At 67.4% G+C, this 25,158-nt stretch carries 18 protein-coding genes; 9 read left to right on the top strand and 9 right to left on the bottom strand.

Annotated features, from left to right (window positions below):
- Window positions 1–3: 3 nt before the first annotated feature.
- From VPA02S_RS28595 to VPA02S_RS28575, 5 genes are all read right to left on the bottom strand, one after another.
- Complete coding sequence (locus VPA02S_RS28595) at window positions 4–957, bottom strand: branched-chain amino acid ABC transporter permease (protein ID WP_012748031.1); 954 nt, start codon at window positions 955–957, stop codon at window positions 4–6.
- Window positions 958–1,038: 81 nt separating this feature from the next.
- Complete coding sequence (locus VPA02S_RS28590) at window positions 1,039–2,277, bottom strand: branched-chain amino acid ABC transporter substrate-binding protein (protein WP_012748032.1); 1,239 nt, start codon at window positions 2,275–2,277, stop codon at window positions 1,039–1,041.
- 200 nt (window positions 2,278–2,477) lie between these two features.
- A complete protein-coding gene (locus VPA02S_RS28585) occupies window positions 2,478–3,707 on the bottom strand; it encodes a branched-chain amino acid ABC transporter substrate-binding protein (RefSeq protein ID WP_012748033.1) in 1,230 nt (409 codons plus the stop codon).
- Window positions 3,708–3,847: 140 nt separating this feature from the next.
- A complete protein-coding gene (locus tag VPA02S_RS28580) occupies window positions 3,848–5,491 on the bottom strand; it encodes a 3-(methylthio)propionyl-CoA ligase (protein ID WP_018904495.1) in 1,644 nt (547 codons plus the stop codon).
- Window positions 5,492–5,621: 130 nt separating this feature from the next.
- A complete protein-coding gene (locus VPA02S_RS28575; protein WP_018904496.1) occupies window positions 5,622–7,424 on the bottom strand; it encodes a carboxylesterase/lipase family protein in 1,803 nt (600 codons plus the stop codon).
- A 199-nt stretch (window positions 7,425–7,623) separates the two neighbouring features.
- Between VPA02S_RS28575 and VPA02S_RS28570 the strand changes: the two genes are divergently transcribed.
- The 6 genes from VPA02S_RS28570 to VPA02S_RS28545 all read left to right on the top strand — a co-directional run bounded on the left by VPA02S_RS28570 (window position 7,624) and on the right by VPA02S_RS28545 (window position 12,414).
- Window positions 7,624–8,700, top strand: coding sequence for an AraC family transcriptional regulator (locus VPA02S_RS28570; protein ID WP_018904497.1), 1,077 nt, complete (start codon window positions 7,624–7,626; stop codon window positions 8,698–8,700).
- 65 nt (window positions 8,701–8,765) lie between these two features.
- Window positions 8,766–10,250, top strand: coding sequence for a protein adenylyltransferase SelO (locus VPA02S_RS28565; protein WP_018904498.1), 1,485 nt, complete (start codon window positions 8,766–8,768; stop codon window positions 10,248–10,250).
- On the top strand, window positions 10,247–10,657 hold the full coding sequence (msrB, locus tag VPA02S_RS28560; protein ID WP_012748038.1) for a peptide-methionine (R)-S-oxide reductase MsrB: 411 nt from the start codon (window positions 10,247–10,249) through the stop codon (window positions 10,655–10,657). Before VPA02S_RS28565 ends, msrB begins: the two co-directional genes overlap by 4 nt.
- Window positions 10,658–10,685: 28 nt before the next feature.
- Window positions 10,686–11,225 carry a septation protein A gene (locus VPA02S_RS28555; RefSeq protein WP_012748039.1) on the top strand — a complete coding sequence of 180 codons (540 nt, stop codon included), beginning with the start codon at window positions 10,686–10,688 and terminating at the stop codon, window positions 11,223–11,225.
- Entirely contained in the window at window positions 11,222–11,503 is a 282-nt protein-coding gene (locus VPA02S_RS28550) for a BolA family protein (RefSeq protein WP_018904499.1), read from the top strand. The genes VPA02S_RS28555 and VPA02S_RS28550 overlap by 4 nt, the downstream gene beginning before the upstream one ends.
- Before the next feature lie 125 nt (window positions 11,504–11,628).
- The gene (locus VPA02S_RS28545; RefSeq protein WP_012748041.1) at window positions 11,629–12,414 is read left to right on the top strand and encodes a peptidylprolyl isomerase; all 786 of its coding nucleotides are present in this window, start codon (window positions 11,629–11,631) and stop codon (window positions 12,412–12,414) included.
- 69 nt (window positions 12,415–12,483) lie between these two features.
- On the opposite strand, the gene purL is transcribed toward VPA02S_RS28545, so the two are convergent.
- A complete protein-coding gene (gene purL / locus VPA02S_RS28540; protein WP_018904500.1) occupies window positions 12,484–16,533 on the bottom strand; it encodes a phosphoribosylformylglycinamidine synthase in 4,050 nt (1,349 codons plus the stop codon).
- A gap of 195 nt (window positions 16,534–16,728) precedes the next feature.
- Here purL and map point away from each other — a divergent pair, with 195 nt between their 5' ends.
- The 3 genes from map to pgm all read left to right on the top strand — a co-directional run bounded on the left by map (window position 16,729) and on the right by pgm (window position 21,935).
- Window positions 16,729–17,553 carry a type I methionyl aminopeptidase gene (gene map / locus VPA02S_RS28535; RefSeq protein WP_018904501.1) on the top strand — a complete coding sequence of 275 codons (825 nt, stop codon included), beginning with the start codon at window positions 16,729–16,731 and terminating at the stop codon, window positions 17,551–17,553.
- 34 nt (window positions 17,554–17,587) lie between these two features.
- Window positions 17,588–20,194, top strand: a complete 2,607-nt coding sequence (locus tag VPA02S_RS28530) for a [protein-PII] uridylyltransferase (protein WP_018904502.1) — start codon at window positions 17,588–17,590, stop codon at window positions 20,192–20,194.
- A gap of 88 nt (window positions 20,195–20,282) precedes the next feature.
- Window positions 20,283–21,935 carry a phosphoglucomutase (alpha-D-glucose-1,6-bisphosphate-dependent) gene (gene pgm / locus VPA02S_RS28525; RefSeq protein ID WP_018904503.1) on the top strand — a complete coding sequence of 551 codons (1,653 nt, stop codon included), beginning with the start codon at window positions 20,283–20,285 and terminating at the stop codon, window positions 21,933–21,935.
- Window positions 21,936–21,950: 15 nt separating this feature from the next.
- Here the strand turns inward: pgm and VPA02S_RS28520 are convergent, their stop codons facing one another.
- From VPA02S_RS28520 to VPA02S_RS28510, 3 genes are read right to left on the bottom strand one after another with little or no spacing between them, the layout of a single operon-like run.
- Window positions 21,951–23,009 (bottom strand): amino acid ABC transporter permease, encoded by a 1,059-nt coding sequence (locus VPA02S_RS28520; protein ID WP_018904504.1) that lies wholly within the window; start codon window positions 23,007–23,009, stop codon window positions 21,951–21,953.
- Window positions 23,006–24,004 carry an amino acid ABC transporter permease gene (locus tag VPA02S_RS28515; RefSeq protein WP_018904505.1) on the bottom strand — a complete coding sequence of 333 codons (999 nt, stop codon included), beginning with the start codon at window positions 24,002–24,004 and terminating at the stop codon, window positions 23,006–23,008. The genes VPA02S_RS28520 and VPA02S_RS28515 overlap by 4 nt, the downstream gene beginning before the upstream one ends.
- Window positions 24,001–25,035: an amino acid ABC transporter substrate-binding protein gene (locus tag VPA02S_RS28510; RefSeq protein ID WP_018904506.1), complete on the bottom strand. Its 1,035-nt coding sequence runs from the start codon at window positions 25,033–25,035 to the stop codon at window positions 24,001–24,003. Before VPA02S_RS28510 ends, VPA02S_RS28515 begins: the two co-directional genes overlap by 4 nt.
- Between the last annotated feature and the right edge of the window lie 123 nt (window positions 25,036–25,158).

Genomic DNA, 25,158 nt, shown 5'->3' with positions numbered 1-25,158 from the left:
GCTTCAGTCCTCCCGGGTGCCAAGAAGACCCTTGGGCCTGAAGATGAGAATCAGCACCAGGAACAGGTACGGCAGGATCGGCGCGACCTGCGAGATCGTGAGCTTGAGCAGCTCGTAGCCGAAGGTCTGGTCGGTCACCGTGAAGCCCAGCATCTGCAGGCCGCCGGCAAACGACTGGTCCATGGCCACCGCGAAGGTTTGGATGATGCCGATCAGAAGCGACGCCAGGAACGCCCCGGCCAGCGAGCCCATGCCGCCGACCACCACCACCACGAAGATGATCGAGCCCACCGACGCCGCCATCGCGGGTTCGGTGACGTAGGTGTTGCCGCCCACCACGCCCGCAAGGCCCGCGAGCGCGGCACCGCCGCCGAACACCAGCATGAAGACGCGCGGCACGTTGTGGCCCAGCGCCTCGACCATGTCGGGGTGCTTGAGCGCCGCCTGGATCACCAGGCCGATGCGCGTGCGCGTGAGCAGCAGCCACACCGAGATGAGCATCAGCACGGCCACCAGCATGATGAACGAGCGCGACTTGGGAAACTGCGTGCCGTACAGCGAGAACAGCGGCCCCTGCAGTTGCGGCGGCAGGCCGTAGGGCACGGTCGAGCGGCCCCAGGCGAGCTGCACCAGCTCCAGGATGAGGTACGAAAGCCCGAAGGTCACCAGGAGCTCCGGCACGTGGCCGAACTTGTGGACCCGGCGCAGGCTGTAGCGCTCGAAGGCCGCGCCCAAGAGGCCCACCAGGAGCGGCGCGATGAACAGCGCCGGCCAGAAGCCGACGATGCCCGAGAGCGTGTAGGCGATGTAGGCGCCCAGCATGTAGAAGCTGGCGTGCGCAAAGTTGAGCACGCCCATCATGCTGAAGATCAGCGTGAGGCCGGAGCTCAGCATGAACAGCAGCAGCCCGTAGCTGACGCCGTTGAGCAGCGAGATGACGAAGAATTCGACGTTCATCGGTCTTTCGTGTCAGGTAAGAAAAGAAAAAGGCCCGAGTGTTGAAGTCGGGCCTCGACCGGTCGGCGCGCGATCGGGCGATCAGGAGTTGTTGGGCCGCTTCATCTGGCACGACGTGGGCGTGCTCGCCACGTAGGCTTCATAGAACTTGACGGGCGCCAGCGTGTAGCCGGTGTTCTCCGGGCTGTAGGGGTTCTTGGCGTCGGCCTTCTGCCAGCGCGTGATCCACAGGCCCTGCTGCAGCTGGTGGTCGGACTTGCGCATCTCGACATCGCCGTTGAAGCTCTTGAACTTCATGCCTTCCATCGCGGCCGCCACCTTGACGGGCTCGGTCGACTTGGTGCGCACGAAGGCTTCGCTGAGCATGGCGTACACCGTGTAGATGTCGGTGGTGTACATGTCGTCGTTGAACTTCTTCTTGAACTCGTTCATCAGCGGCTGGACGGGGCCAGGCGCGTTGTAGTGGCTGTAGCCCACCTGGTAGACCTTGCCGTCCGATGCCGCGCCCATGGCGGTGGGCGTGCCGTTGGTCACGGCGTAGTAGGTGTAGAACTTGACGTTCAGGCCCGAGTCGTTGGCCGACTTGATGAGCAGCGCGAGGTCGGAGCCCCAGTTGCCGGTGATGACGGTGTCGGCACCCGAGGCCTTGATCTTGGCGATGTAGGGCGAGAAGTCGCGCACCTGGGCCAGCGGATGCAGGTCGTCGCCCACGATCTCGACATCGGGCCGCTTGTCCTTGAGGTTCTGCTTGGCGAACTTGGAGACCTGCTGGCCGTGCGAGTAGTTCTGGTTGATGAGGTAGACCTTCTTGATGTCGGGCTGCTCCTTCATGAAGGCGGTCAGCGCTTCCATCTTCATGGAGGTGTCGGCATCGAGGCGGAAGTGCCAGTAGCTGCACTTGCTGTTGGTGAGGTCGGGGTCGACGGCCGCGTAGTTGATGTAGAGCACTTCCTTGCCCGGGTTGCGGGCGTTGTGCTTCTCGAGCGCGTCGATGATGGCCAGCGCCGGGCCGGAGCCGTTGCCCTGCACCACGTAGCGTGCGCCCTGGTCCATGGCCGAGCGCAGGGCGCTGGTGGTTTCCTGCGGGCTCAGCTTGTTGTCGATGGCGATGACCTCGAACTTCACGCCGGCCGCGTTCTTCTTGTTGAATTCTTCGGCCAGGAACTGGAAGGTCTTGAGCTGGTTGGTGCCAACGGCCGCCATCAGGCCCGACAGCGGGTCGAGCCAGGCGATCTTCACGGTCTCGCCCTTCTGGGCCAGGGCGCCGGCGGCGCTCGCTGCAAGGATGGAGGCGGTAGCGATTTTCAGAGCGAACTTCACGATCTATTTCTCCTGGTCAAACCGATTCAAATGGCCGCACGAGAGTACAAGCGTTTGCAGGCCCACCCCTCAGGGAATGCCCGGAGGGGGCGGCCGCAAAGGCCCGTTTCTATCGCGCAGGCGACACTGCATTCCTTCAAGTTGCTACCCATGGGTAGGCAGCTGCTACCCGCGGGTAGGAAACGCATTCACATGGATGCTCAGGGGCGCTTCATCTGGCAGGTGGTGGGCGTGCTCGCCACATACGACTCGTAGTACTTCACGGGGACATTCGTGTAGCCGGTGTTCTCGGCGTCGTAGGGGTACTTGGCGCTGGCCTTTTCCCAGCGCGAGATGTAGAGGCCCTGCTGCAGCTGGTGATCCGCCTTGCGCATCTCGACTTCGCCATTGAAGCTCTTGATCTTCATGCCTTCGAGTGCGGCCGCGACCTTGACCGGATCGGTCGATTTGGTCTGGACGAAAGCGGCATCGAGCAATGCGAACGTGTGATAGATCGAGGACTGCGTCAGGTCGTCGTTCATCTTCTTCTTGTAGCCGGCAAGAAGCCGCTGGATCTCGCCGCCCATGTTGTAGTGGGCATAGGCCACCGTGTAGACCTTGCCTGCCGAGGTGGCGCCCATGGCCGTGGGCGTGCCGGCGCCCGGCGCGTAGTACGTCAGGAACTTGACGTCCAGCCCCGAGTCGTTCGCCGCCTTGATGAGCAGCGACAGGTCGGAGCCCCAGTTGCCCGTGATGACCGTGTCGGCGCCCGAGGCCTTGATCTTGGCGATGTAGGGCGAGAAGTCGCGCACCTGCGCGAGCGGGTGCAGGTCGTCGCCCACGATCTGGATGTCAGGGCGCTTGGCCTTCAGGTCTTCCTTGGCGAACTTCGACACCTGCTGGCCGTGCGAATAGTTCTGGCCGAGGATGTAGACCTTCTTGATGTCGGGCTGGTCCTTCATCCAGGTGGTCAGCGCTTCCATCTTCATCGAGGTGTCGGCGTCGAGCCGGAAGTGCCAGTAGCTGCACTTGCTGTTGGTGAGGTCGGGGTCGACCGCCGCGTAGTTCAGGTAAAGCAGTTCCTTGCCGGGATTGCGCGCGTTGTTCTTCTCGACGGCGTCGATGATCGCAAGCGCCGGGCCCGAGCCGTTGCCCTGGGTGATGTAGCGCGCACCCTGGTCCTGCGCCGAGCGCAGCGCCGCGGTCGTCTCTTGCGGGCTGAGCTTGTTGTCGATGGCGATGATCTCGAACTTCACGCCCGAGGCATTCTTCTTGTTGAACTCTTCGGCCAGGAACTGCGTGGTCTTGAGCTGGTTGGTTCCCACCGCCGCCATCAGGCCCGACAGCGGATCGAGCCAGGCGATCTTGACGGTCTCGCCCTTCTGGGCGAGTGCGGCCGTCATGCCGACCAACATGGCACAGGCGGCTGCTGACTTGATGGCAAATTGCATGAAGAGTCTCCGGAGTGAAAGGCGGGATGCCAGCGTACAAGCGCCCTTTTCTTCGCCGCACAGGGATTGCCCGGAAGGAAGGCCGCCGAAGCGGCCTTGCTATCGCATGCGCGACAGCGCGGCCGGGCCTTGGCGGGGGGTCAGCAGGTGGGCAGCTTGTAGTCCTTGAGCAGTTCGCGAAGCTTGGTCTTGAGGATCTTGCCGGTGGCGCCGATCGGAATCGCCTCGACAAACACCACGTCGTCCGGGATCTGCCACTTGGCCGTCTTGCCCTCGTAGAACTTCAGCAGCTCCTCGCGCGCGACTTCGGCATTGGGCTTCTTCACCACCGCGATGATCGGCCGCTCGTCCCACTTGGGGTGGTACACGCCGATGCAGGCGGCCATGGCCACGGCCGGGTGCGCGACGGCGATGTTCTCGATCTCGATGGAGCTGATCCACTCGCCGCCGGACTTGATCACGTCCTTGCTGCGGTCGGTGATCTGCAGGTAGCCCTCGGCGTCGATGGTGGCGACGTCGCCGGTGGGGAACCAGCCGCGGCCCTGCGCGTCGCGGATGAGCGGATCGCCGCCCTCGCCCTTGAAGTATTCCTTCACGATCCAGGGGCCCTTGACCAACAGGTCGCCGTAGGCCTTGCCGTCCCAGGGCAGCTCCTTGCCGTTGCCGTCGACGATCTTCATGTCGACGCCGAAGATCGCGCGGCCCTGCTTCATGCGGATCTGCAGCTGCGCATCGGGCGGCAGCGACAGGTGCTTGTTCTTGAGCGTGCACAGCGTGCCCAGCGGGCTCATCTCGGTCATGCCCCAGGCATGCAGCACCTCGACGCTGTAGTTCTCCTGGAACGCCGTGATCATGGCCGGCGGGCAGGCCGAGCCGCCGATCACCGTGCGGTTGAGCTTGCTGAACTTCAGGCCGTTGGCCTGCATGTGGCCGAGCATCATCTGCCACACGGTGGGCACGCCGGCCGCGAAGGTCACGCCCTCGGATTCGATCAGCTCGTACACCGACTTGCCGTCGAGCGCCGGACCCGGAAACACGAGCTTGCAGCCCACCAGCGCGGCCGAGTACGGAATGCCCCAGGCGTTGACGTGGAACATCGGCACCACCGGCAGCACCGAGTCGCGCGCCGACAGCCGCATGACGTCGGGCAGAGCCGCGGCGTAGGCATGCAGCATGGTCGAGCGGTGGCTGTAGAGCGCGGCCTTGGGGTTGCCCGTGGTGCCGCTCGTGTAGCACATGCTCGAGGCCGAGTTCTCGTCGAAGGTGGGCCAGTCGTAGCCGGTGGACTGCCCGCCGATCCAGCTTTCGTAGCTCACGAGGTTGGGCACGCCGCTGTCCGCCGGCAGCCTGTCGGCGTCGCACAGGGCAATCCATTTGCGCACCGTGGGGCACTTGGCATGCACTGCCTGCACCAGCGGCAGGAAGTTCAGGTCGAAGCACAGGATCTGGTCTTCCGCGTGGTTGGCGATCCAGGCGATCTGGTCGGGGTGCAGGCGCGGGTTGATGGTGTGCAGCACGCGGCCGCTGCCGCTCACGCCGTAGTACAGCTCCAGGTGCCGGTAGCCGTTCCACGCCAGCGTGGCGATGCGGTCGCTGAACAGCAGCTGCTCGCCGTCCAGCGCATTGGCCACCTGCCGGGCGCGCGATGCGATCCCGCCCCACGTCGTGCGGTGGATGTCGCCCTCGACCCGGCGCGAGACGATCTCGCCGTCGCCGTTGTGGCGCTCGGCGAACTCGATCAGCGACGAGATCAAGAGCGGTTGGTCTTGCATCAAACCCAGCATCTACGGACTCCTTTTTGAAATGACTTCATGAAAGCTTGCGGACAACGGATTCACGCAAGCTTCGGCCACTTCCACAATGACACAAACCCGCACTGCCGGATTGAACGGAGCGGCTCATTGATGCGCCCGATCAAGGCACGGCCTGCGCCGGCGTGACCACGGCCGCCGAGGGCGTGGCGTCGAGCCGCAGCTGCGACGGCCATGTCGCCCAGGTTGCACCAAGTTCGGGCGTGTTCGGGTCGCCCTTGCGCATGAAGGCGCCGACGCTGGCCATCACCGCCCTGGACAGCGCGAGCCGGCCCGCCTGGTTGGCCTTGCCGCCCATCACGTTGCTGAGCAGCGAGCCGCTGAAGTTGCCGAACACGAACGGCAGGTCGAAGGCATGCGCGGCCCCGTACACGTCGTTCCACGGCGAGGGCTCCTGCGCCCAGTCGAGGCGGTAGTGCCAGATGTTCGACTGCTGCGTCTTCATGGTGTTGAGCAGGTTGTCGCGGTTGGCCTCGAACAGGCCTTTCGTGATGACGGCGGTGGCCGCGTTGTAGCCGGTGCCGGGCGTGTCTACCGGAAGGTAGGACGCATCGATGATGTCGGCCACCGTGAGCGTGGGCGGTGCATCGGGGTCGAAGTTGAACATCATCGAGAAGCGCTGGGCATCGGTGACGATCCAGCCCGGCTTCGGGAAGCCGATGGTTCCCAGCAGCGCGGCGAAGAGCTTGCCCTCGTCGCGCGTGTTGCCGGCCAGCATCGGCACCTTGGCGTAGTTGCCGGCCGCGATGGCGCCGATCGGATCGGCCGGCAGCACCGTGCCGTCGGGAATCGGCGCGACGCTGCCCAGGCCGTTGGCGACCACCGTGGCCAGCATCGCCCCACCCTCCTGGGCGCGCAGGTACTCGGCAATCTGCGCCGGCGTGCGCGTGCCGATGTAGGCCTTGGCGGCGGCCGCGTCGGCGGCGGTGCCGTCGGCCACGAGCAGCTTCTCGAGGATCGACTGCCCCTGCGCGAGCGAAGCCGCTGCCGGCGCCAGGGTCGGCAGCGTGCCTGGCGGCAGGTTGCTCGCGAGCGAGATGCCGCCGCTCATCTCGAAGGCCTTGTGGAACAGGCCCTTGGCCATCGGCGAGGTCATCACCGCCAGCAGGTTGGTGGCGCCGGCCGATTCGCCCGACAGCGTGACGTTGCCCGGATCGCCGCCGAAGTTCGCGATGTTGTTCTTGATGAAGCGCAGCGCCGCCATGTTGTCGAGCAGCGCGAAGTTGCCCGAGTCGTCTCCCGCGCTGCCGCCCGGGCGCAGCTGCGGCATGTTCAGGAAGCCCAGGATGCCCAGGCGGTAGCTGGCGGTGACGACCACCGCGTTGGCGGCCTTCGCGAGCCGGGCGCCGTCGTAGAGCGGATCGGCCGTGTAGCCCGAAATATTGCTGCCGCCGTGCACGAACAGCAGCACCGGCAGGTTCCGCTCGTCCGTCGCGGGCCGCCAGATGTTGACGAACAGGCAGTCCTCGCTGCCGACCGGCTTGCCCAGCGTGGTGCCGATGGTGGCGTCGTAGGTGTTGTTGGCGCCGGGGCTGAAGAGCCGGCCGATCTGCAGGCAGGCATTGCCGAACTTCGCGGCCGGGCGGATGCCGCTCCAGGCCTCGGGTTCCACCGGCGCACGCCAGCGCAGCGCGCCGACCGGCGGCTGCGCGAAGGGAACGCCCTTCCAGAACCAGGTGCCCGAGCTGGCGCTGTCGTCCACGCCCTCGATCTTGCCGGCGGTGGTCTGGCGCACCATGGGCCCATCGGCGGCCGGCGGCGGCGCGGCCGGGGGCGGCGGTGCAGGCGGTGCGGCCGGCAGGAACGAGAACGACCCGCCCGAGGAGCCGCCGCCGCAGGCCGCGAGGGCCAGGCAGGCCGCCGCGGCCAGTGCCCGCGCCGCCGCCGCTGTGGTCGTTGCCGCCATGCGCTGGTTTTCTGGCCGGGCGCGTACCGCTGCTGTCAGTGCCTTGTCCATTTTTTGTCTCCACACCGGGTTAATCGGAATTCCTGCCTGCGCGTCCGGTGGCCATACTCCGGCCCGCCGAACCCCTAAAAATTCTAGGAACGCACGCCGTTTCCCCCGCTATCGCAAGCGCGCCAATTCAATGACTTCAGGAGCCTCCATGCCGCATGCCCAGCGCCGGCCGCAACGCCGGTCCGGCTGCGCGCAGCAGCCCGAGCTGCGGACCAGTTCGGCCGCCTGGCTCGAAGGCGTGCTCTCGATGTTCGAGGCCGAAGGAATCGACGTGCCCTCGCTGCTGCGCGACGCGGGCTTCGACCCCGATTCGCTGCATCGGCAGAACACCCGCATTCCGGTGGACGAGATCTCGGTGCTCTGGCAGCTGGCGGTGGCTCGCGCCGGCAAGCCCACGCTGGGCCTCGCGCGCGACCTGGCCGCCACGCACAGCAAGCTGGGTACGGTCGGCCACGCCATGGCCTGCAGCGCCGACCTGGGCGCGGCGCTCGCGCGGCTCACGCGCTACATGGCGGTGATCTCCGACGCGACCGCTTTCTCGCTGCAGCGCGAGGCGCGCGGCTGCTGGATGGTGATGGAGCACACCGGCGGCAGCCTCCCGATTCCGCGCCAGCGCGTCGAATACGCCCTGCTGACCGTCTTCATGCAGTGCCAGTGGCTCACGCGGCGCGAGCTGCAGCCGCTGGCGCTCGAATTCGTCTATCCGCCGCCCGCCGACGACCGGTTGCACCGCGAGGCCTTCGGCTGCGGGATCCGCTACAACGCGCCGGCCAACCGGCTGCTGCTGTCGGCGGCCGACATGGCAATGCCGCTGCCCACCCACCACCCCACACTGGGCGAAATGCAGGAGCACCTGCTGGACGAGCAGCTGAATTTGCTGGGCCAGACCACCACCAGCACCCTGGTGTGCGCCGAGATTGCACGCCGGCTGCCGCAAGGCGAACCGCGCCGGCAGGACGTGGCCGCGGGTCTCGGCCTTGCGGAGCGCACGCTGCAGCGGCGGCTGCAGCAGGAGTCGGTGTCGTTCCAGTCGCTGCTCGACCGCACCCGCCGCGAACTGGCGCAGCAGTACCTGGCGGAAGACCGCCACACGCTCACCGACGTGGCCGACATGCTCGGCTTCGTCGACAGCAGCAACTTCTTCCGGGCCTGCAAGCGCTGGTTCGGGCTGCCGCCCGCCCAATACCGGGCGCGCATCTGGGACACGCCGGCGCTGGCCCACTGAAGGGGCCTCGACCTTCCGATGGCCCGCATCGCCAGGGGTCTCGCGCTCTGCCGGACAATCCGGACATGAGCTTGCTTGCTGAAGACACGGCCGCCGCGGACCTGGGATTGCGCTGGAAACCCGGATTCCGGGCGCTGGGCCCCGCCTTTCTCACCGAACTGCGGCCGACGCCCCTGCCCGATCCCCCCTACTGGGTGGGCTACAGCGAGGCGGCGGCCCGCCTGCTCGGCCTGCCGGCCGATTGGCGGCAATCGGAGGGCACGCTGGCGGCACTGACCGGCAACCTGCCCGTCGCCGGAACGCAGCCCTTCGCCACCGTGTACAGCGGCCATCAGTTCGGCGTCTGGGCCGGCCAGCTCGGCGATGGCCGCGCCATCATGCTCGGCGAAACCGAGGGCGGCCTCGAAGTGCAGCTCAAGGGCGCGGGCCGCACGCCCTACTCGCGCGGCGCCGACGGCCGCGCCGTGCTGCGCTCCAGCATCCGCGAATTCCTCTGCAGCGAGGCCATGCACGGCCTGGGCATCCCAACCACCCGCGCGCTCTGCGTCACGGGCTCCGACGCACGCGTGTACCGCGAAATGCCCGAAACCGCCGCCGTCGTGACCCGCGTGGCGCCCAGCTTCATCCGCTTCGGCCACTTCGAGCACTTCTCGGCCAACCAGCGCGAGGCCGAGCTGCGCGCGCTGGCCGACTACGTCATCGACCGCTACTACCCGGGCTGCCGCGCCACCGAGCGCTTCAACGGCAATGCCTACGCGGCCTTCCTGGAAGCCGTGAGCGAGCGCACCGCCGCCCTGCTCGCGCAATGGCAGGCCGTGGGCTTTTGCCACGGCGTGATGAACACCGACAACATGAGCATCCTCGGGCTCACCATCGACTACGGGCCGTTCCAGTTCCTGGACGGCTTCGATCCGCGCCACATCTGCAACCACAGCGACACCAGCGGCCGCTATGCCTTCAACCAGCAGCCCAACGTGGCCTACTGGAACCTGTTCTGCCTGGCGCAGGCGCTGTTGCCGCTGATCGGCGACCAGGAAATCGCCGTCGCCGCGCTGGAGTCCTACAAGACGGTGTTCCCGCGCGAGTTCGAGAGCCGCATGCGCGCCAAGCTCGGCCTCGCGGAGCCGGCCGAAGGCGATCGCGCGCTCATCGAGGGCGTGCTGAAGCTCATGGCCGCCGAAAAGGTCGACTACACCATCTTCTGGCGCCGCCTTTCGCAGCACATGGCGGGCGGCAACGCTGAACCCGTGCGCGACCTGTTCCTGGACCGTGCGGGCTTCGATGCCTGGCTGCTATCCTTTTCAGAGCGGCATGCGCAGGCACCGCGCGCCCAGGCCGCGGACCTGATGCTCAGATCGAATCCGAAGTACGTCTTGCGGAACCACCTGGGCCAGCAGGCCATCGAAGCGGCCAGCCAGAAGGACTTCTCGGCTGTGGCAACCTTGTTGGCGCTGCTCGAAACCCCATTTGAAGAACATCCCGGCGCCGATGCCTATGCCGGGTTCCCGCCCGACTGGGCCTCCACGATCGAAATCAGCTGCTCATCATGACCACTCCCATCGAGAAAACCGACGCCGAATGGAAAGCCCTGCTTGCCGAAAAAGGCGCCGAGCCCGCGGCCTTCGAGGTCACGCGCCACGCGGCCACCGAACGCCCCTTCACCGGCAAGTACGAGGCGCACTGGGACGACGGCACCTACCACTGCATCTGCTGCGGCGCCAAGCTGTTCGAATCGTCCACCAAGTTCGACGCGGGCTGCGGCTGGCCGAGCTTCTCGCAAGAGGCGGTGCCGGGCGCCATCCGCAACATCGTCGACCGCTCGCACGGCATGGTGCGCACCGAGAACGTCTGCGCCAATTGCGGCGCCCACCTGGGCCACGTGTTCCCCGACGGCCCCACCGAAACCGGCCTGCGGTACTGCATGAATTCCGCCTCGCTCGACTTCAAGAAGAAATAAGCAACCACCGAACCGGCCTGCCCAGCGCATGAAACTGATCCTCGACTTCTTTCCGATCCTGCTGTTCTTCGGCGCCTACAAGCTGGCCGACATCTATACCGCCACCGGCGTGCTGATGGCCGCCACCGTGCTGCAGATGGGCATCATCTACGCCATGGAGCGCAAGCTGCAGGCCATGCAGAAGGCCACGCTGGTGCTGATCCTGCTGTTCGGCACGCTCACGCTGGTGCTGCACGACGACCGCTTCATCAAGTGGAAGCCCACGGTCCTGTACGGCGCCATGGCCATCGCGTTGGCGGTGGCGCTCTGGGCGCTGAAGAAGAACTTCCTCAAGATGCTGCTGGGCTCGCAGCTGCAGCTGCCGGACCGCATCTGGGGGCGCCTGAACGTGGCGTGGATCGGCTACTGCCTCTTCATGGCGGCCATCAACGGCTACGTTGCGGCCTACTTCACCACCGAGGCATGGGTCAACTTCAAGCTCTGGGGCTACGTGTTCCCGATCGTGTTCCTGGTGGCGCAGGGCCTCTACATCTCGCCGCACCTCAAGAACGACGAACCCTCCGTATGAGCACCGCCACCACCCATCCGCTGCCCACGGCGCGCGACCTCGAAGCGGCGCTGCGCCAGACGCTGCAGCCCACCACGCTCGAGGTGATCGACGAGAGCGGCGCCCATGCCGGCCACGCCGGCGCCAATGCCGAGGGCCGGGGCACCCACTTCCGGGTCCGCATTGCTTCCCCACTGTTCGAAGGGAAGCCCCGCGTGGCGCGACATCGCCTTGTGTATGATGCCCTCCAAGTTTTTATCGCACAGGGTCTGCACGCCATCGCCATCGAGGTGCTCTGAGTCGTTCGATTGCCGGCACGCGCCGATACGGCCGCGGCGGCCCGACCCTTTTTTCCCGCTCCTCCGCTTTTTTCCACGCGCTTTTTCCTACACGCGCATTTCCCCTCCAGCCTGATATTCATTTCATGAAAAAACAACTCTTGCAGGCCGTTGCGGCCGCAGCGCTGCTCGGTGCGATTCCTCTGGCGGCCGTGGCGCAGAACGCAGCCATCGTCAACGGCAAGCCCGTGCCCAAGGCGCGCATGGACGTGCTGGCCCAGCAGCTGGCCGCGGCCGGCCGCCCGGTCACGCCGGAAATGCAGGGCCAGCTGCGCGAGGAAATCGTCGCGCGCGAAGTGTTCATGCAGGAAGCGCAGAAGCAGGGCCTGGACGCCACCGACGACTACAGGAACCAGCTCGAACTCGCCCGCCAGGCCATCCTGATCCGCGCGCTGTTCGAGAACTACCGCAAGACCAGCCCGGTCTCCGATGCCGAGGTGAAGGCCGAGTACGACAAGTTCGTGGCGGCCAACGGCGGCAAGGAATACAAGGCCCGCCACATCCTGGTCGAGACCGAGGACCAGGCCAAGAAGATCATGGCCGACCTGAAGAAGGGCGCCAAGTTCGAGGACATCGCCAAGAAGCAGAGCAAGGACCCGGGATCGGGCGCCAACGGCGGCGATCTCGACTGGGCCAACCCCGCGAGCTTCGTGCCCGAGTTCTCCGAAGCAATGATCAAGCTCAAGAAGGGCGAGACCACGCCCGCCCCCGTCAAGACGCAGTTCGGCTACCACATCATCCGCGTCGACGATGTCCGCCAGGCGCAACTGCCGAAGCTGGAAGAAGTTCAGCCGCAGATCACGCAGCAGCTGCAGCAGCAGCGCCTGCAGAAGTACCAGGAAGAACTGCGCGCGAAGGCCAAGGTCGAGTAAGCCCCGCGGCTTTCCTGCCCCATGAAAAAAGCGGCCCGCGGGCCGCTTTTTCGTTCCGGGCTCTTTCTTTCAGCCTACCCAGCGGCGCGCGTTGCGCCAGATCCGCATCCAGGGGCTCAGCTCGCTCCGGTCGCCGCCGGTCCAGCTCATCTGGATGTTGCGGAACACGCGCTCGGGGTGCGGCATCACCGCGGTGAAGCGGCCGTCCGGCGTGGTCACCGAGGTCAGGCCGCCGGCGCTGCCGTTCGGGTTGAACGGGTACTGCTCGGTCGGGTTGCCGTGGTTGTCCACGAAGCGCATCGCCGCAATGGCCTTGGCCGCGTCGCCGCGGTGCTTGAAGTTGGCATAGCCCTCGCCGTGCGCCACCGCGATCGGCAGGCGCGTGCCCGCCATGCCCGCGAAGAAGATGCTCGGCGATTCGAGCACTTCGACCATCGACAGGCGCGCCTCGAAGCGTTCGCTCTGGTTGGTGGTGAAGCGCGGCCAGGCCTCGGCGCCCGGAATGATGTCGGCCAGCTCGGCGAACATCTGGCAGCCGTTGCACACGCCCAGGCCGAAGGTGTCTTCGCGGCCGAAGAAGGCCTTGAACTGTTCGGCGAGCTTCGGGTTGAAGGTGATGCTGCGCGCCCAGCCGATGCCGGCGCCCAGCGTGTCGCCGTAGCTGAAGCCGCCGCAGGCCACCACGCCCTTGAAGTCGGCGAGGTCCGCCCTGCCGGCCTGCAGGTCGGTCATGTGGACGTCGAAGGCCTCGAAGCCGGCCTCGGTGAAGGCGTAGGCCATCTCGACATGCGAGTTGACGCCCTGCTCGCGCAGGATGGCGACCTTGGGGCGGTTCTGAAGGATGGCGGGGGCATTGAGGCCGTTGCCCTCACCCCTGCCCTCTCCCGGAGGGAGAGGGAGGAAGACGTGCATGCCGGGGTCCGAAGGATCGCCGGCCGCGGCGTGCTCGGCATCGGCGCAGGCCGGGTTGTCGCGCTCGCGGGCGATCTTCCAGCTGACCGAATCCCACACCTGGTGCAGGTCCTGCAGGCTCGCGCTGAACACCGACTTGGCATCGCGCCAGACTTCGAGCTTGCCCTTGCCGGCCTCCATCGTGGAGCTGGCGGGCCGCGTCTTGCCGACGAAGTGGCTGTGGGCGCTGAGGCCGTGGGCGCGCAGCACCTGCATCACCTCGTTGCGTTCGGCCGTGCGCACCTGCAGCACCATGCCGAGCTCTTCGTTGAACAGCGCCTTGAGCGTGAGCTCCTCGCGCCGCGCGCTGACCTGCTGCGCCCAGTTCTTGGCGTCGCCGGTTTCCATGCGGCTGTCGGAGATGCCGTCGCCTTCGGTCACCAGCATGTCGACGTTGAGCGCCACGCCCACGTGGCCCGCAAAGGCCATTTCGCAGGCGGTGGCGAACAGGCCGCCGTCGCTGCGGTCGTGCATGGCCAGGATCTTGCCGTTGGCGCGCAGCGCGTTCACGGCGTTGACCAGCGCGACGAGCTGCGCGGGGTCGTCGAGGTCGGGCACCGTGTCGCCGCTCTGGTTGAGCGTCTGCGCGAGGATGCTGCCGGCCATGCGGTGCTGGCCGCGGCCCAGGTCGATCAGCACCAGCGTGCTGTCGGCCTCTTGTGCATCGAGCTGCGGCGTGAGCGTGCCGCGCACGTCGGCCAGCGTGGCGAAGGCGGTCACGATCAGGCTCACGGGCGAGGTGACCTTCCGGGCTTCGCCGCCATCCTTCCACTGCGTGCGCATCGACAGCGAATCCTTGCCGACCGGAATCGAGACGCCGAGTGCCGGGCACAGCTCCAGGCCCACGGCCTTGACGGTTTCATACAGCGCGGCATCTTCGCCGGGCTCGCCGCAGGCGGCCATCCAGTTGGCCGACAGCTTCACGCGCGAGAGCTCGATCGGCGCGGCCAGCAGGTTGGTGATGGCCTCGGCCACGGCCATGCGGCCCGAGGCCGGCGCATCGAGCGCGGCCAGCGGCGTGCGCTCGCCCATGCTCATCGCCTCGCCGGCAAAGCCCTTGTAGTCGGCCAGCGTCACGGCGCAGTCGGCCACCGGCACCTGCCAGGGGCCGACCATCTGGTCGCGGTGGCTCAGGCCGCCCACGGTGCGGTCGCCGATGGTGATGAGGAAGCGCTTGGAGGCCACGGTCGGGTGCGACAGCACGTCGATGGCGGCCTTCTGCAGGTCGACGCCCGTGAGGTCGAGCGGCTTGAAGGTGCGGGCGACGCTCTTCACGTCGCGGTGCATCTTGGGCGGCTTGCCGAGCAGCACGTCCATCGGCATGTCGACGGGCTGCGGCGTGTCCTCGCTGCGCGCGGCGCCTTCGTCGGCCACCAGCAGCTGGCGCTCCTCGGTCGCCACGCCCACCACCGAGAACGGGCAGCGCTCGCGCTCGCAGAAGGCCTTGAACTGTTCGAGCGATTCGGGCGCGATGGCCAGCACGTAGCGCTCCTGGCTTTCGTTGCACCAGATTTCCTTGGGCGCCATGCCCGACTCTTCGAGCGGCACCGCGCGCAGGTCGAAGCGCGCGCCGCGGCCGGCGTCGTTGGTCAGCTCGGGGAAGGCGTTGCTCAGGCCGCCCGCGCCCACGTCGTGGATCGCAAGGATCGGGTTGGCCGCGCCCTGCTGCCAGCAATGGTTGATGACCTCCTGCGCACGGCGCTCGATCTCGGGGTTGCCGCGCTGCACCGAGTCGAAGTCGAGCTCGGCCGCGTTGGCGCCCGTGGCCATGGAACTTGCGGCGCTGCCGCCCATGCCGATGCGCATGCCGGGCCCGCCGAGCTGGATCAGCAGCGAGCCGGCCGGGAACTGGATCTTCTTCGTCTGCGTGGCGTCGATGCTGCCAAGGCCGCCCGCGATCATGATGGGCTTGTGGTAGCCGCGCTGCACCGTGTCGACGTCGCTCGCCACGGTCTGCTCGTATTCGCGGAAGTAGCCCAGCAGGTTGGGCCGGCCGAACTCGTTGTTGAACGCGGCGCCGCCCAGCGGGCCCTCGGTCATGATCTGCAGCGGGCTGGCGATGTGCTCGGGCTTGCCGTAGTGGCCCTCTTCGGGCCAGAGCTTCGACACCGTGAAGCCGGTCAGGCCGGCCTTGGGCTTGGAGCCGCGGCCGGTGGCGCCTTCGTCGCGGATCTCGCCGCCCGCGCCGGTCGAGGCGCCGGGGAACGGCGAAATGGCGGTCGGATGGTTGTGCGTCTCGACCTTCATCAGCACATGGCTCAGCGCGCTATCTTTTTGATAGCTCTGCGAATCCGGCGCCGGGATGAAGCGCTCGAGCGTCGTGCCCTCCATCACCGAGGCGTTGTCGGCATAGGCGATGACGGTGTGCTGCGGATTCTGCTTCTCGGTGTGGCGGATCATCGAGAACAGGCTTTGCGGCTGGGCCTGGCCGTCGATGGCGAAGCTGGCGTTGAAGATCTTGTGGCGGCAGTGCTCGCTGTTGGCCTGCGCGAACATCATCAGCTCGACGTCGCTCGGGTTGCGCCCGAGCCGGGTGAAGGCTTCGACCAGGTAGTCGATCTCGTCTTCCGCCAGCGCCAGGCCAAAACCCGTGTTGGCCGCCACCAGCGCGGCGCGGCCGCCGCCCTGCACGTCGACCAGCGCCATCGGCTGGGCCGGCAGCTCGCTGAACAGGCTGGCGGCCTGCTCGACGCTGGCCAGCACCGATTCGGTCATGCGGTCGTGCAGCGGGCCGGCCACCGCCGCCAGCAGGTCGCCTTCGAGCACGGGCGCCTTGCCGATCAGCGGGGCCTTGAGCTTCAGGTGGTACTGGGTGACCCGCTCGACCCGGCGCAGCGCCAGGCCGCAGTTGTGGGCGATGTCGGTGGCCTTGGAGGCCCAGGGCGAGACGGTGCCCAGGCGCGGCGTGACGACCACCGAGGCGCCCGCCTTGGCCGGCGCCTCGAAGGGCTCGCCGTAGGCCAGGAGCGCGGCAAAGCGCTCGCGGCCGGCCGCGTCGAGCGCCGCGTCGGTGACCACCAGGTGCACGAAACGGGCGCTGACGCCCTCGATGCGCGCATCGATCGCCTGCAGCTTCGGCAGCAGCTGCCGCGCGCGGAAATCGCTGAGTGCGCTGCCGCCCTCGAAAAAGGTTACGACGGGAAGGGCTTGAGGTGCGGGCTGCGTCACGGTCGAATGGGCCTGGGGCCGCGTTGGGAATCAAGAAATCTGGGCGAATGGCCGCTGACTGGGGTCATCCGCGTTAACCCGGAATTTTAGGCCATCGCCGGGCCGCCCCAAGATGGCGGCCCCCTCGGGGGGCAGCGGGGCACGAAGTGCTCCGCGTCGGGGGCAGGTTCTTCTGGTGAATGGGATAATTCCGGGATGAGCATTACCTACAAAGACGCCGCAGGCATCGAAGCCATGCGCGTCGCCTGCCGCCTGGCCTCCGAGGTGCTGGACTACCTCACGCCCCTCATCAAGCCCGGCATCACCACGAACGACGTCGACCGGCTGGCCGCCGAATACATGGTCAAGCAGGGCACCACCTCGGCCACCGTGGGCTACATGGGCGCGAGCAGCGTGCCCTTCCCGAAGTCGCTCTGCACCTCGGTGAACCACGTGGTCTGCCACGGTATTCCCAATGACAAGCCCTTGAAGAAGGGCGACATCATGAACGTCGACGTGACCGTCATCAAGGACGGCTGGTTCGGCGACAACAGCCGCATGTACATCATCGGCGATGCCTCCATTGCCGCCAAGCGCCTGTGCAGCATCACCTTCGAGGCCATGTGGCACGGCATCCTGCAGGTGCGCCCGGGCGCGCACCTGGGCGACGTGGGCCATGCGATCCAGAAATTCGCCGAAGGCCAGGGCTATTCGGTGGTGCGCGAATTCTGCGGCCACGGCGTGGGCCAGCGCTTTCACGAAGAGCCGCAGGTGCTGCACTACGGCCGGCCGGGCACGCTGGAAGAACTCAAGCCCGGCATGATCTTCACCATCGAGCCGATGATCAACGCCGGCAAGCGCGAGGTGAAGGAAGACTTCAAGGGTGGCCAGTACGACGGCTGGACCATCGTCACGCGCGACCATTCGCTGTCGGCGCAATGGGAACACACGGTGCTGGTCACCGAAACGGGCTACGAGGTGCTCACGCTGTCCGAAGGCAGCCCACCCCTGCCCTCGTTCGTCACTTCCACGAAAACGTGAGCCGCGCGAGCGGCGCACGGCTCCGGACACTGCCGTGATCGAACCCGCCAAGATCGACGTCGCCACCTTGCGCGAGGCCTATCGCGCGAAGAAGCTGGCGCTGTTCGACACCCTGCGCTTTGCGCGCGCGCCCACGCGCAGCGTGCACACGGTGCTGCGGCAGCTGTCGGCGCTGGCCGACCAGACGCTGTGCACGCTCTGGCGCGAGGCCGATTTCGGCGACGCGCTCGCGCTGGTGGCCGTGGGCGGCTTCGGCCGCGGCGAGCTGTTCCCCTACTCCGATGTCGACGTGCTGCTGCTGCTGCCGCCCGAGGGCGAGGCCGGCGCGATCGATCCTGCGCGCATCGAGGCCTTCATCGGCCACTGCTGGGACGCGGGGCTCGAGATCGGCTCCAGCGTGCGCACCGTCGACGAGTGCCTGGCCGAAGCCGAGAAGGACGTCACAGTCCAGACCTCGCTGCTCGAATCGCGGCTGATCACGGGCGACAAGAAGCTCTTCGTGGGCTTCCGCCGGCGTTTTGCACGCGCCATCGATCCGCAGGCCTTCTTCGTGGCCAAGTCGCAGGAAATGCGCCACCGCCACCAGAAGTTCGACAACACGCCCTACGCGCTCGAACCCAACTGCAAGGAATCGCCGGGGGGCCTGCGCGACCTGCAGACCATCCTCTGGATGACCAAGGCCGCGGGCTTCGGCAGCCGCTGGGACGACCTGGCCAAGAACGGCCTGGCCACCTCGTTCGAGGCACAGCAGATCAAGCGCAACGAAGCGCTGCTCTCGCTGATCCGCGCGCGCCTGCACGTGATTGCCAACCGGCGCGAGGACCGCCTGGTGTTCGACCTGCAGACCGCGGTGGCGGCAAGCTTCGGCTATGAAAGCGAATCGCAGCGCAAGTCGAGCGAGGCGCTGATGCGGCGCTACTACTGGGCGGCCAAGGCGGTGTCGCAGCTCAACCAGATCCTGCTGCTGAACATTGCGGAGCGGCTGCAGCCGGTGGACGAGCAGCACACGCCGATCAACGAGCGCTTCTTCGAGCGCGCAGGCCTCATCGAGATTGCGAGCGACGACCTCTACGAGCGCGAGCCGCACGCCATTCTCGAAACCTTCCTGCTCTACCAGAAGACCATCGGCGTGAAGGGCCTGTCGGCCCGTACGCTGCGCGCGCTCTACAACGCGCGCCACGTGATGGACAGCAAGTTCCGCAACGACCCGGTCAACCACCAGACCTTCATGCGCATCCTGCTGCAGCCCTACGGCATCACGCATGCGTTCCGGCTCATGAACCAGACCTCGGTGCTGGGGCGCTACCTGCGGGTGTTCCGCAGCATCGTGGGGCAGATGCAGCATGACCTGTTCCACGTGTACACGGTGGACCAGCACATCCTGATGGTGCTGCGCAACGTGCGGCGCTTCTTCATCGCCGAGCATGCGCATGAGTACCCGTTCTGCTCGCAGCTCGCGGCCGGCTGGGACAAGCCGTGGATCCTTTACGTGGCGGCGCTGTTCCACGACATCGCCAAGGGCCGCGGCGGCGACCATTCCACGCTCGGCGCACGCGACGTGCAGCGCTTCTGCAAGCAGCACGGCATTGCGCGCGAGGATTCCAGGCTGATCGAATTCCTGGTTGCGGAGCACCTGGTGATGAGCCAGGTCGCGCAGAAGCAGGACCTGAGCGACCCCGAGGTGATCGGCGCCTTCGCCAGGCGCGTGGGCAACGAGCGCTACCTCACGGCGCTCTACCTGCTGACGGTGGCCGACATCCGCGGCACCTCGCCGCGCGTGTGGAATGCCTGGAAGGGCAAGCTGCTCGAAGACCTGTACCGCTACACGCTGCGCGCGCTCGGCGGCCGCATGCCCGACCCCGACGCCGAGGTGGAATCGCGCAAGCGCGAGGCGCTGGTGCAGCTGGCCCTGCACGCGCAGCCCTTCGAGGCCCACAAGGCCCTGTGGGCCACGCTCGACGTCGGCTACTTCATGCGCCATGAAGCCACCGAGATCGCCTGGCATGCCAAGCAGCTCTCGCGCTTCGTGCCGCCGCCCAACGTGCCCATCGACCCCAAGGCGCCGCCGATCGTGCGGGCCCGCCTTTCGCCGGTGGGCGAAGGCCTGCAGGTGGTGGTCTACACGCCCGACCAGCCCGACCTCTTCGCGCGCATCTGCGGCTACTTCGACCAGGCTTCGTTCAGCATCCTCGATGCGAAAGTGCACACCGCGACCAACGGCTACGCGCTCGACACGTTTCAGGTGGTGACCACCTTCCTGCCCGATCACTACCGCGATCTCATCAGCATGGTGGAGTCGGGCCTGGCGCAGACGCTGACCGAAGCCGGCCCCCTGCCCCCGCCCAGCGTGGGCCGCGTGTCGCGGCGCGTGCGCAGCTTTCCGATCAAGCCGCGCATCAGCCTTTTGCCCGACGACAAGGCGCAGCGCTGGCTGCTCAACATCTCGGCCAGCGACCGCGCCGGGCTGCTCTATTCGGTGGCGCGCGTGCTCGCCCGGCATCACCTGAACCTGCAGCTCGCCAAGGTCACGACGCTCGGCGAGCGCGTGGAAGACACCTTCCTGATCAGCGGGCCCGAATTGCAGGGCCAGAAGACGCAGCTGGCCATCGAGACCGACCTGATGGAAGCGCTGGCCTCCTGAGGCCCGCTTGCCGCTTGTTTCATCCGCAGGCGCATCCTGCGGCATGATGGTGCCGACTCTTGTTTCAACTCGAACGGCAACCCTCGACATGAGCCAGAAAACCAATCCCCTCGCAGGCCAGCCCGCACCGCTGGACCTGCTCGTCAATGTCCCGCGCCTCGTCTCGGCCTACTACACGGGCCGGCCCGATCCCTCGGTGCCCGCGCAGCGCGTGGCCTTCGGCACCTCGGGCCACCGCGGCTCCTCCTTCGACAACGCGTTCAACGAATGGCATGTGCTGGCCATGAGCCAGGCCATTGCCGACTACCGGCGCCAGAAGGGCATCGACGGCCCGCTGTTCCTCGGCATCGACACGCATGCGCTTTCCACGCCCGCCTTCAACAGCGCGGTGGAAGTGCTGGCGGCCAACGGCGTCGAGCTGATGCTCTCGAAGGACGACGAGTACACGCCCACCCCCGCCGTCTCGCATGCGATCCTGGTCTACAACCGCGGTCGCACGGCGGGGCTGGCCGACGGCATCGTGATCACGCCTTCGCACAACCCGCCCGAAAGCGGCGGCTTCAAGTACAACCCGCCCAATGGCGGCCCCGCGGGCACCGACATCACCTCGGCGGTCGAAGCCGCGGCCAATGCCTTTCTTGCGGCGGACCTCAAGGGCGTGAAGCGCCTGCCGCTCGCCCAGGCGCTGCGCGCCCCGACCACGCACCGCCACGACTACCTCAACACCTACGTCGAAGACCTCGCGCAGGTGCTCGACATGGATGCGATCCGCGGCGTGGAGATCGACCTGGGTGTCGACCCGCTGGGCGGCGCGGGCGTGCGCTACTGGCCGGCCATCGCCGAGCGCTACAAGCTCGGGCGGCTCAATGTGCTGAGCCAGGAGGTCGACCCCACCTTCCGCTTCATGTCGCTCGACTGGGACGGCCGCATCCGCATGGACCCGTCGTCGCCCGACGCCATGCACCAGCTGATCGGCCTGCGGGAGCGCTTCGGCATTGCCTTTGCCTGCGACACCGACCATGACCGCCACGGCGTCGTCACGCGCAGTGCGGGGCTGCTGCCGCCCAACAACTACCTGGCGGTGATGGTCGACTACCTCTTCACGCACCGGCCGCAGTGGGCGGCGCATGCGGCCGTGGGCAAGACGGTGGTCAGCAGCCAGATGATCGACCGCGTGGCCGCCCGGCTGGGCCGCAGGCTGTACGAGGTGCCGGTCGGCTTCAAGTGGTTCGTCGACGGGCTGGTGGATTCGTCGCTGGGCTTTGGCGGCGAGGAAAGCGCGGGCGCTACCTTCCTGCGGCGCGACGGCACGGTATGGACCACCGACAAGGACGGCATCGTGCCCGCCCTGCTCTCGGCCGAGATTGCCGCGCGCACCGGGCGCGATCCCGGCGAACGCTTTGCCGAACTGGCGCAGGCGCTGGGCCAGCCGGTGGCCAATCGCGTGGATGCGGCGGCCACCGTCGAGCAGAAGAAGAAGCTCTCGAGCCTGTCGCCGCAGCAGGTGCTGTCCACCGAGCTTGCCGGCGAGAAGATCCAGGAGGTGCTGAGCCACGCACCCGGCAACGGCGCGGCCATCGGCGGCGTGAAGGTGGTCACCGAGAACGGCTGGTTCGCCGCGCGGCCCTCGGGCACCGAGAACATCTACAAGATCTACGGCGAGAGCTTTCTCGGCGCCGAGCACCTGGGCCGCATCCTCGAGGAGGCGCAGCTGCTGGTCGACAAGGCGCTGGCGGGCTGAGTGCGGCCGGCGCGTTCAGCGCGCGCCCTCTCCCAGCCGCCGCTCGAGCCACACGCTGTAGCGCGACAGCCCGAAGCACAGCACCCAGTACACCGCCGCAACGAAGAGGTAGCCCTCGAGGTAGAACGGCCGCCAGGTCGGGTCGCCGCCGAGTGCGAGGCCCAGCGCGCCGGTCAGCTCGAACAGGCCGACCACCGTGACCAGCGAGGTGTCCTTCAAGGTACCGACCACGCTGTTGGTCAGCGCCGGCACCACCAGCCGCAGGGCCTGCGGCAGCACGATGTCCCGCTGCACCGGCCAGCGGCCGAAGCCCAGCGCCATCGCCACTTCGGTCTGGCCGCGCGGCACGGCCTGCAAGCCGCCGCGGATGATCTCGGCCAGGTAGGCCGCAACGAACAGCGTGAGCCCCGCCAGCACGCGCACCAGCACATCGGGCTGCCAGCCCGCGGGCCAGAGCAGCGGCAGCAGGAACGAGGCCATGAACAGCACCGAGATCAGCGGCACGCCGCGCACCAGCTCGATGTAGCTCGCACTGAGCGTGCGGACCACCGGCCAGCCCGAGCGGCGCCCGAGCGCGAGCAGCAGCGCGAGCGGAAAGGCCAGCGCGAGGCCCACCACCGCCAGGCCGATGGTGAGCGGCAATCCGCCCCAGCGGCTGGTCGGCACGGGGGCGAGGCCCGCCACGCCGCCGCGCATCAGCAGCACGAACAGCACGAGCGCCACCACCCAGAGCGGCGCCAGCCACCAGCGCCAGCTGCGCGGCCAGGCACTCAGTATGGTGACGGCCGACAGCACGGCCACGGCAATGGCCGGGCGCCATTGCTCTTCGTAGGGAAAGCGGCCGAACAGCATCGGGCGCCATTTCTCGGCCACCACGCCCCAGCAGGCGCCATGCTGCACCGCGCGGCAGGCTTCCGCGTCAGGCCGGAAGACGGCGTGCAGCACGCCCCATTCGACCGCGCGGTAGCCGCCCCATGCCAGCAGCGCGAGCAGCAGCACGGTCGCCAGCGCCCGCGGCGGCGAACCCCAGAGTTCGCTGCGCCAGGCGATCGGGCCCTGGGCCACGTTCCTCATCGCCAGCCCCTGAGCGCGACGCGCGCGTTGTAGCGGTTCATGCCGAAGGAGATCAGCAGCGACAGCAGCAGATAGACCGCCATGATGATGGCGATGCACTCGAAGGCACGGCCGTTCGAGCCGATGGTGGTGTTGGCCACCGACACCAGTTCCGGATAGCCCACGGCCACCGCGAGCGATGAATTCTTGACGAGGCTCAGCAGCTGGTTGGTGAGCGAGGGCACGATCACCCGCAGCGCCTGCGGCAGGATCACGATGCGCAGCTGCTGCACCGGCGCGAGTCCCAGCGCTTGGCCCGCAAGCACCTGCCCCTGCGGCACCGAGAGGATGCCGGCGCGCACGATCTCGGCCACGAACGCGGCCGAGTAAAAGGACAGGCCCGCGACGATGGTCACGTACTCCGGGCTCAGCGCCGCGCCACCGCTCACGCCGAAGTCGCCGCGCTCGGGCCAATCGAAATGCGTGGGCCACCAGCCACCCTCGCCCGACGCCGGCCAGGGCACGCTGAGGCCGCCCTTGCTGAGCCACACGCCCGGCAGCAGCCGCACGGGTTCGGTCGGATCAGGCAGCAGGTTGGCAATCGCAAAGGCCAGCATCAGCAGCTGCACGAGCAGTGGCACGTTGCGCAGCAGCTCGACATAAGCGGTGCAGATGCCGCGCAGCAGCACGTGAGGCGCGAGCCGGCCGATGCCGATCAAGGTGCCGAGCACCACCGAAAAGATGGCGGCGGGCACCGAGGCGCGCACCGTGTTGACCAGGCCCGCGAGGAAGGCGCGCCAGAACGGCTGGCTGGCATCGAAGTCGAGCCAGCCTTCGCTGATGGAGAAGCCCGCGGGCTCAGTAAGAAAGTCGAAGCCCGATCGGACGCCGCGCGCCCGCAAGACCTCGAGCGCATGGTTCACGACCCAGGCCGCGCCGGCCACGACGGCCAGCACCAGCAGCGCCTGGACGACCCAGCCCAGCCAGGCGCCGCGGCGCGAGGCTCCGCTGCTCATCGAACCGGTGGTGCGTAGATCAGGCCGCCCTTGTTCCAGAGGTTGTTCGAGCCGCGCGGCAGCTTCAGGACCGACTTGGGGCCCACGTTGCGCTCGAACATCTCGCCGTAGTTGCCGACGGCCTTGATGGCGCGGAACGACCAGTCCTTGTCCAGGCCCAGCAGCTTGCCCAGGTCTTCGCCGGCGCCCAGCAGGCGCTGCTGCGCCGGGTCCTTGCTGCCAGCCTTGAGCTCGTCGGCATTGGCCTGCGTGATGCCGAATTCCTCGGCCTCGATGAGCGCGTTGGGCACCCATTTGGCAATGGCGAACCATTCGTCGTCGCCGCGGCGCACCAGCGGCGCGAGCGGCTCCTTGGAAATGAGCTCGGGCAGGATGACGTAGTCGTCGGGGTTCGGCGCTTCCTTGTTGCGCAGGCCCGCCAGCGCCGAGGCGTCGGTGGTGAAGGCCTGGCAGCGGCCGGAGAAGAAGGCCTTGAACGAGGCTTCGAAGCTCTCGAACACCACCGTCTTGACCGGGATGTTCTGCGCGCGGAAGTAGTCGGACACATTCTTCTCGTTGGTGGTGCCCGACTGCGTGCAGATGGTCGCGTTCTTGAGCTGCTTGGCGCTCGTCACCTTGAGCTTCTTCGGCACCAGGAAGCCCTGGCCGTCGTAGTAGGTGATGGTGGTGAAGTTGAAGCCCAGCGACGCATCGCGCGTGAGCGTCCAGGTGGTGTTGCGCGCGAGGATGTCGATCTCGCCGGCCTGCAGCGCCGAGAAGCGCTGCTGCGAATTGAGCGGCACGAAGTCGACCTTCTTCGGGTCGCCCAGCACGGCCGCCGCAATGGCGCGGCAGGTGTCGACGTCCAGGCCCGACCAGTTGCCCTGCGTATCGGGCGCGGAAAAGCCGGCCACGCCATTGGTCACGCCGCACTTGACGGTGCCGCGCTGCTTGACGGCATCGAGGGTCTTGCCGGCAAAGGCGGGGGCGGCAGCGGCAAGCGCTGCAACGGCTGCGGCCATGGCCAGTGCGGGACGGAATCGGTTCTTCATTGGTGTGTTCTCCTCAACAACAAGCAAAAGCCAGTGTACGAGGCTGCGCGCCACTCTGCCAAAGAACGGGCGGTTGGATGCATATGCCGCAGGCGCCGGCACGGTGTTTTTCTTGGGCGCCGC

The organism is Variovorax paradoxus NBRC 15149, from assembly GCF_001591365.1.
Classification (GTDB): domain Bacteria; phylum Pseudomonadota; class Gammaproteobacteria; order Burkholderiales; family Burkholderiaceae_C; genus Variovorax; species Variovorax paradoxus.
Note: the sequence above shows the minus strand (reverse complement) of the source record. Positions and strands in the feature narration are given on the sequence as shown.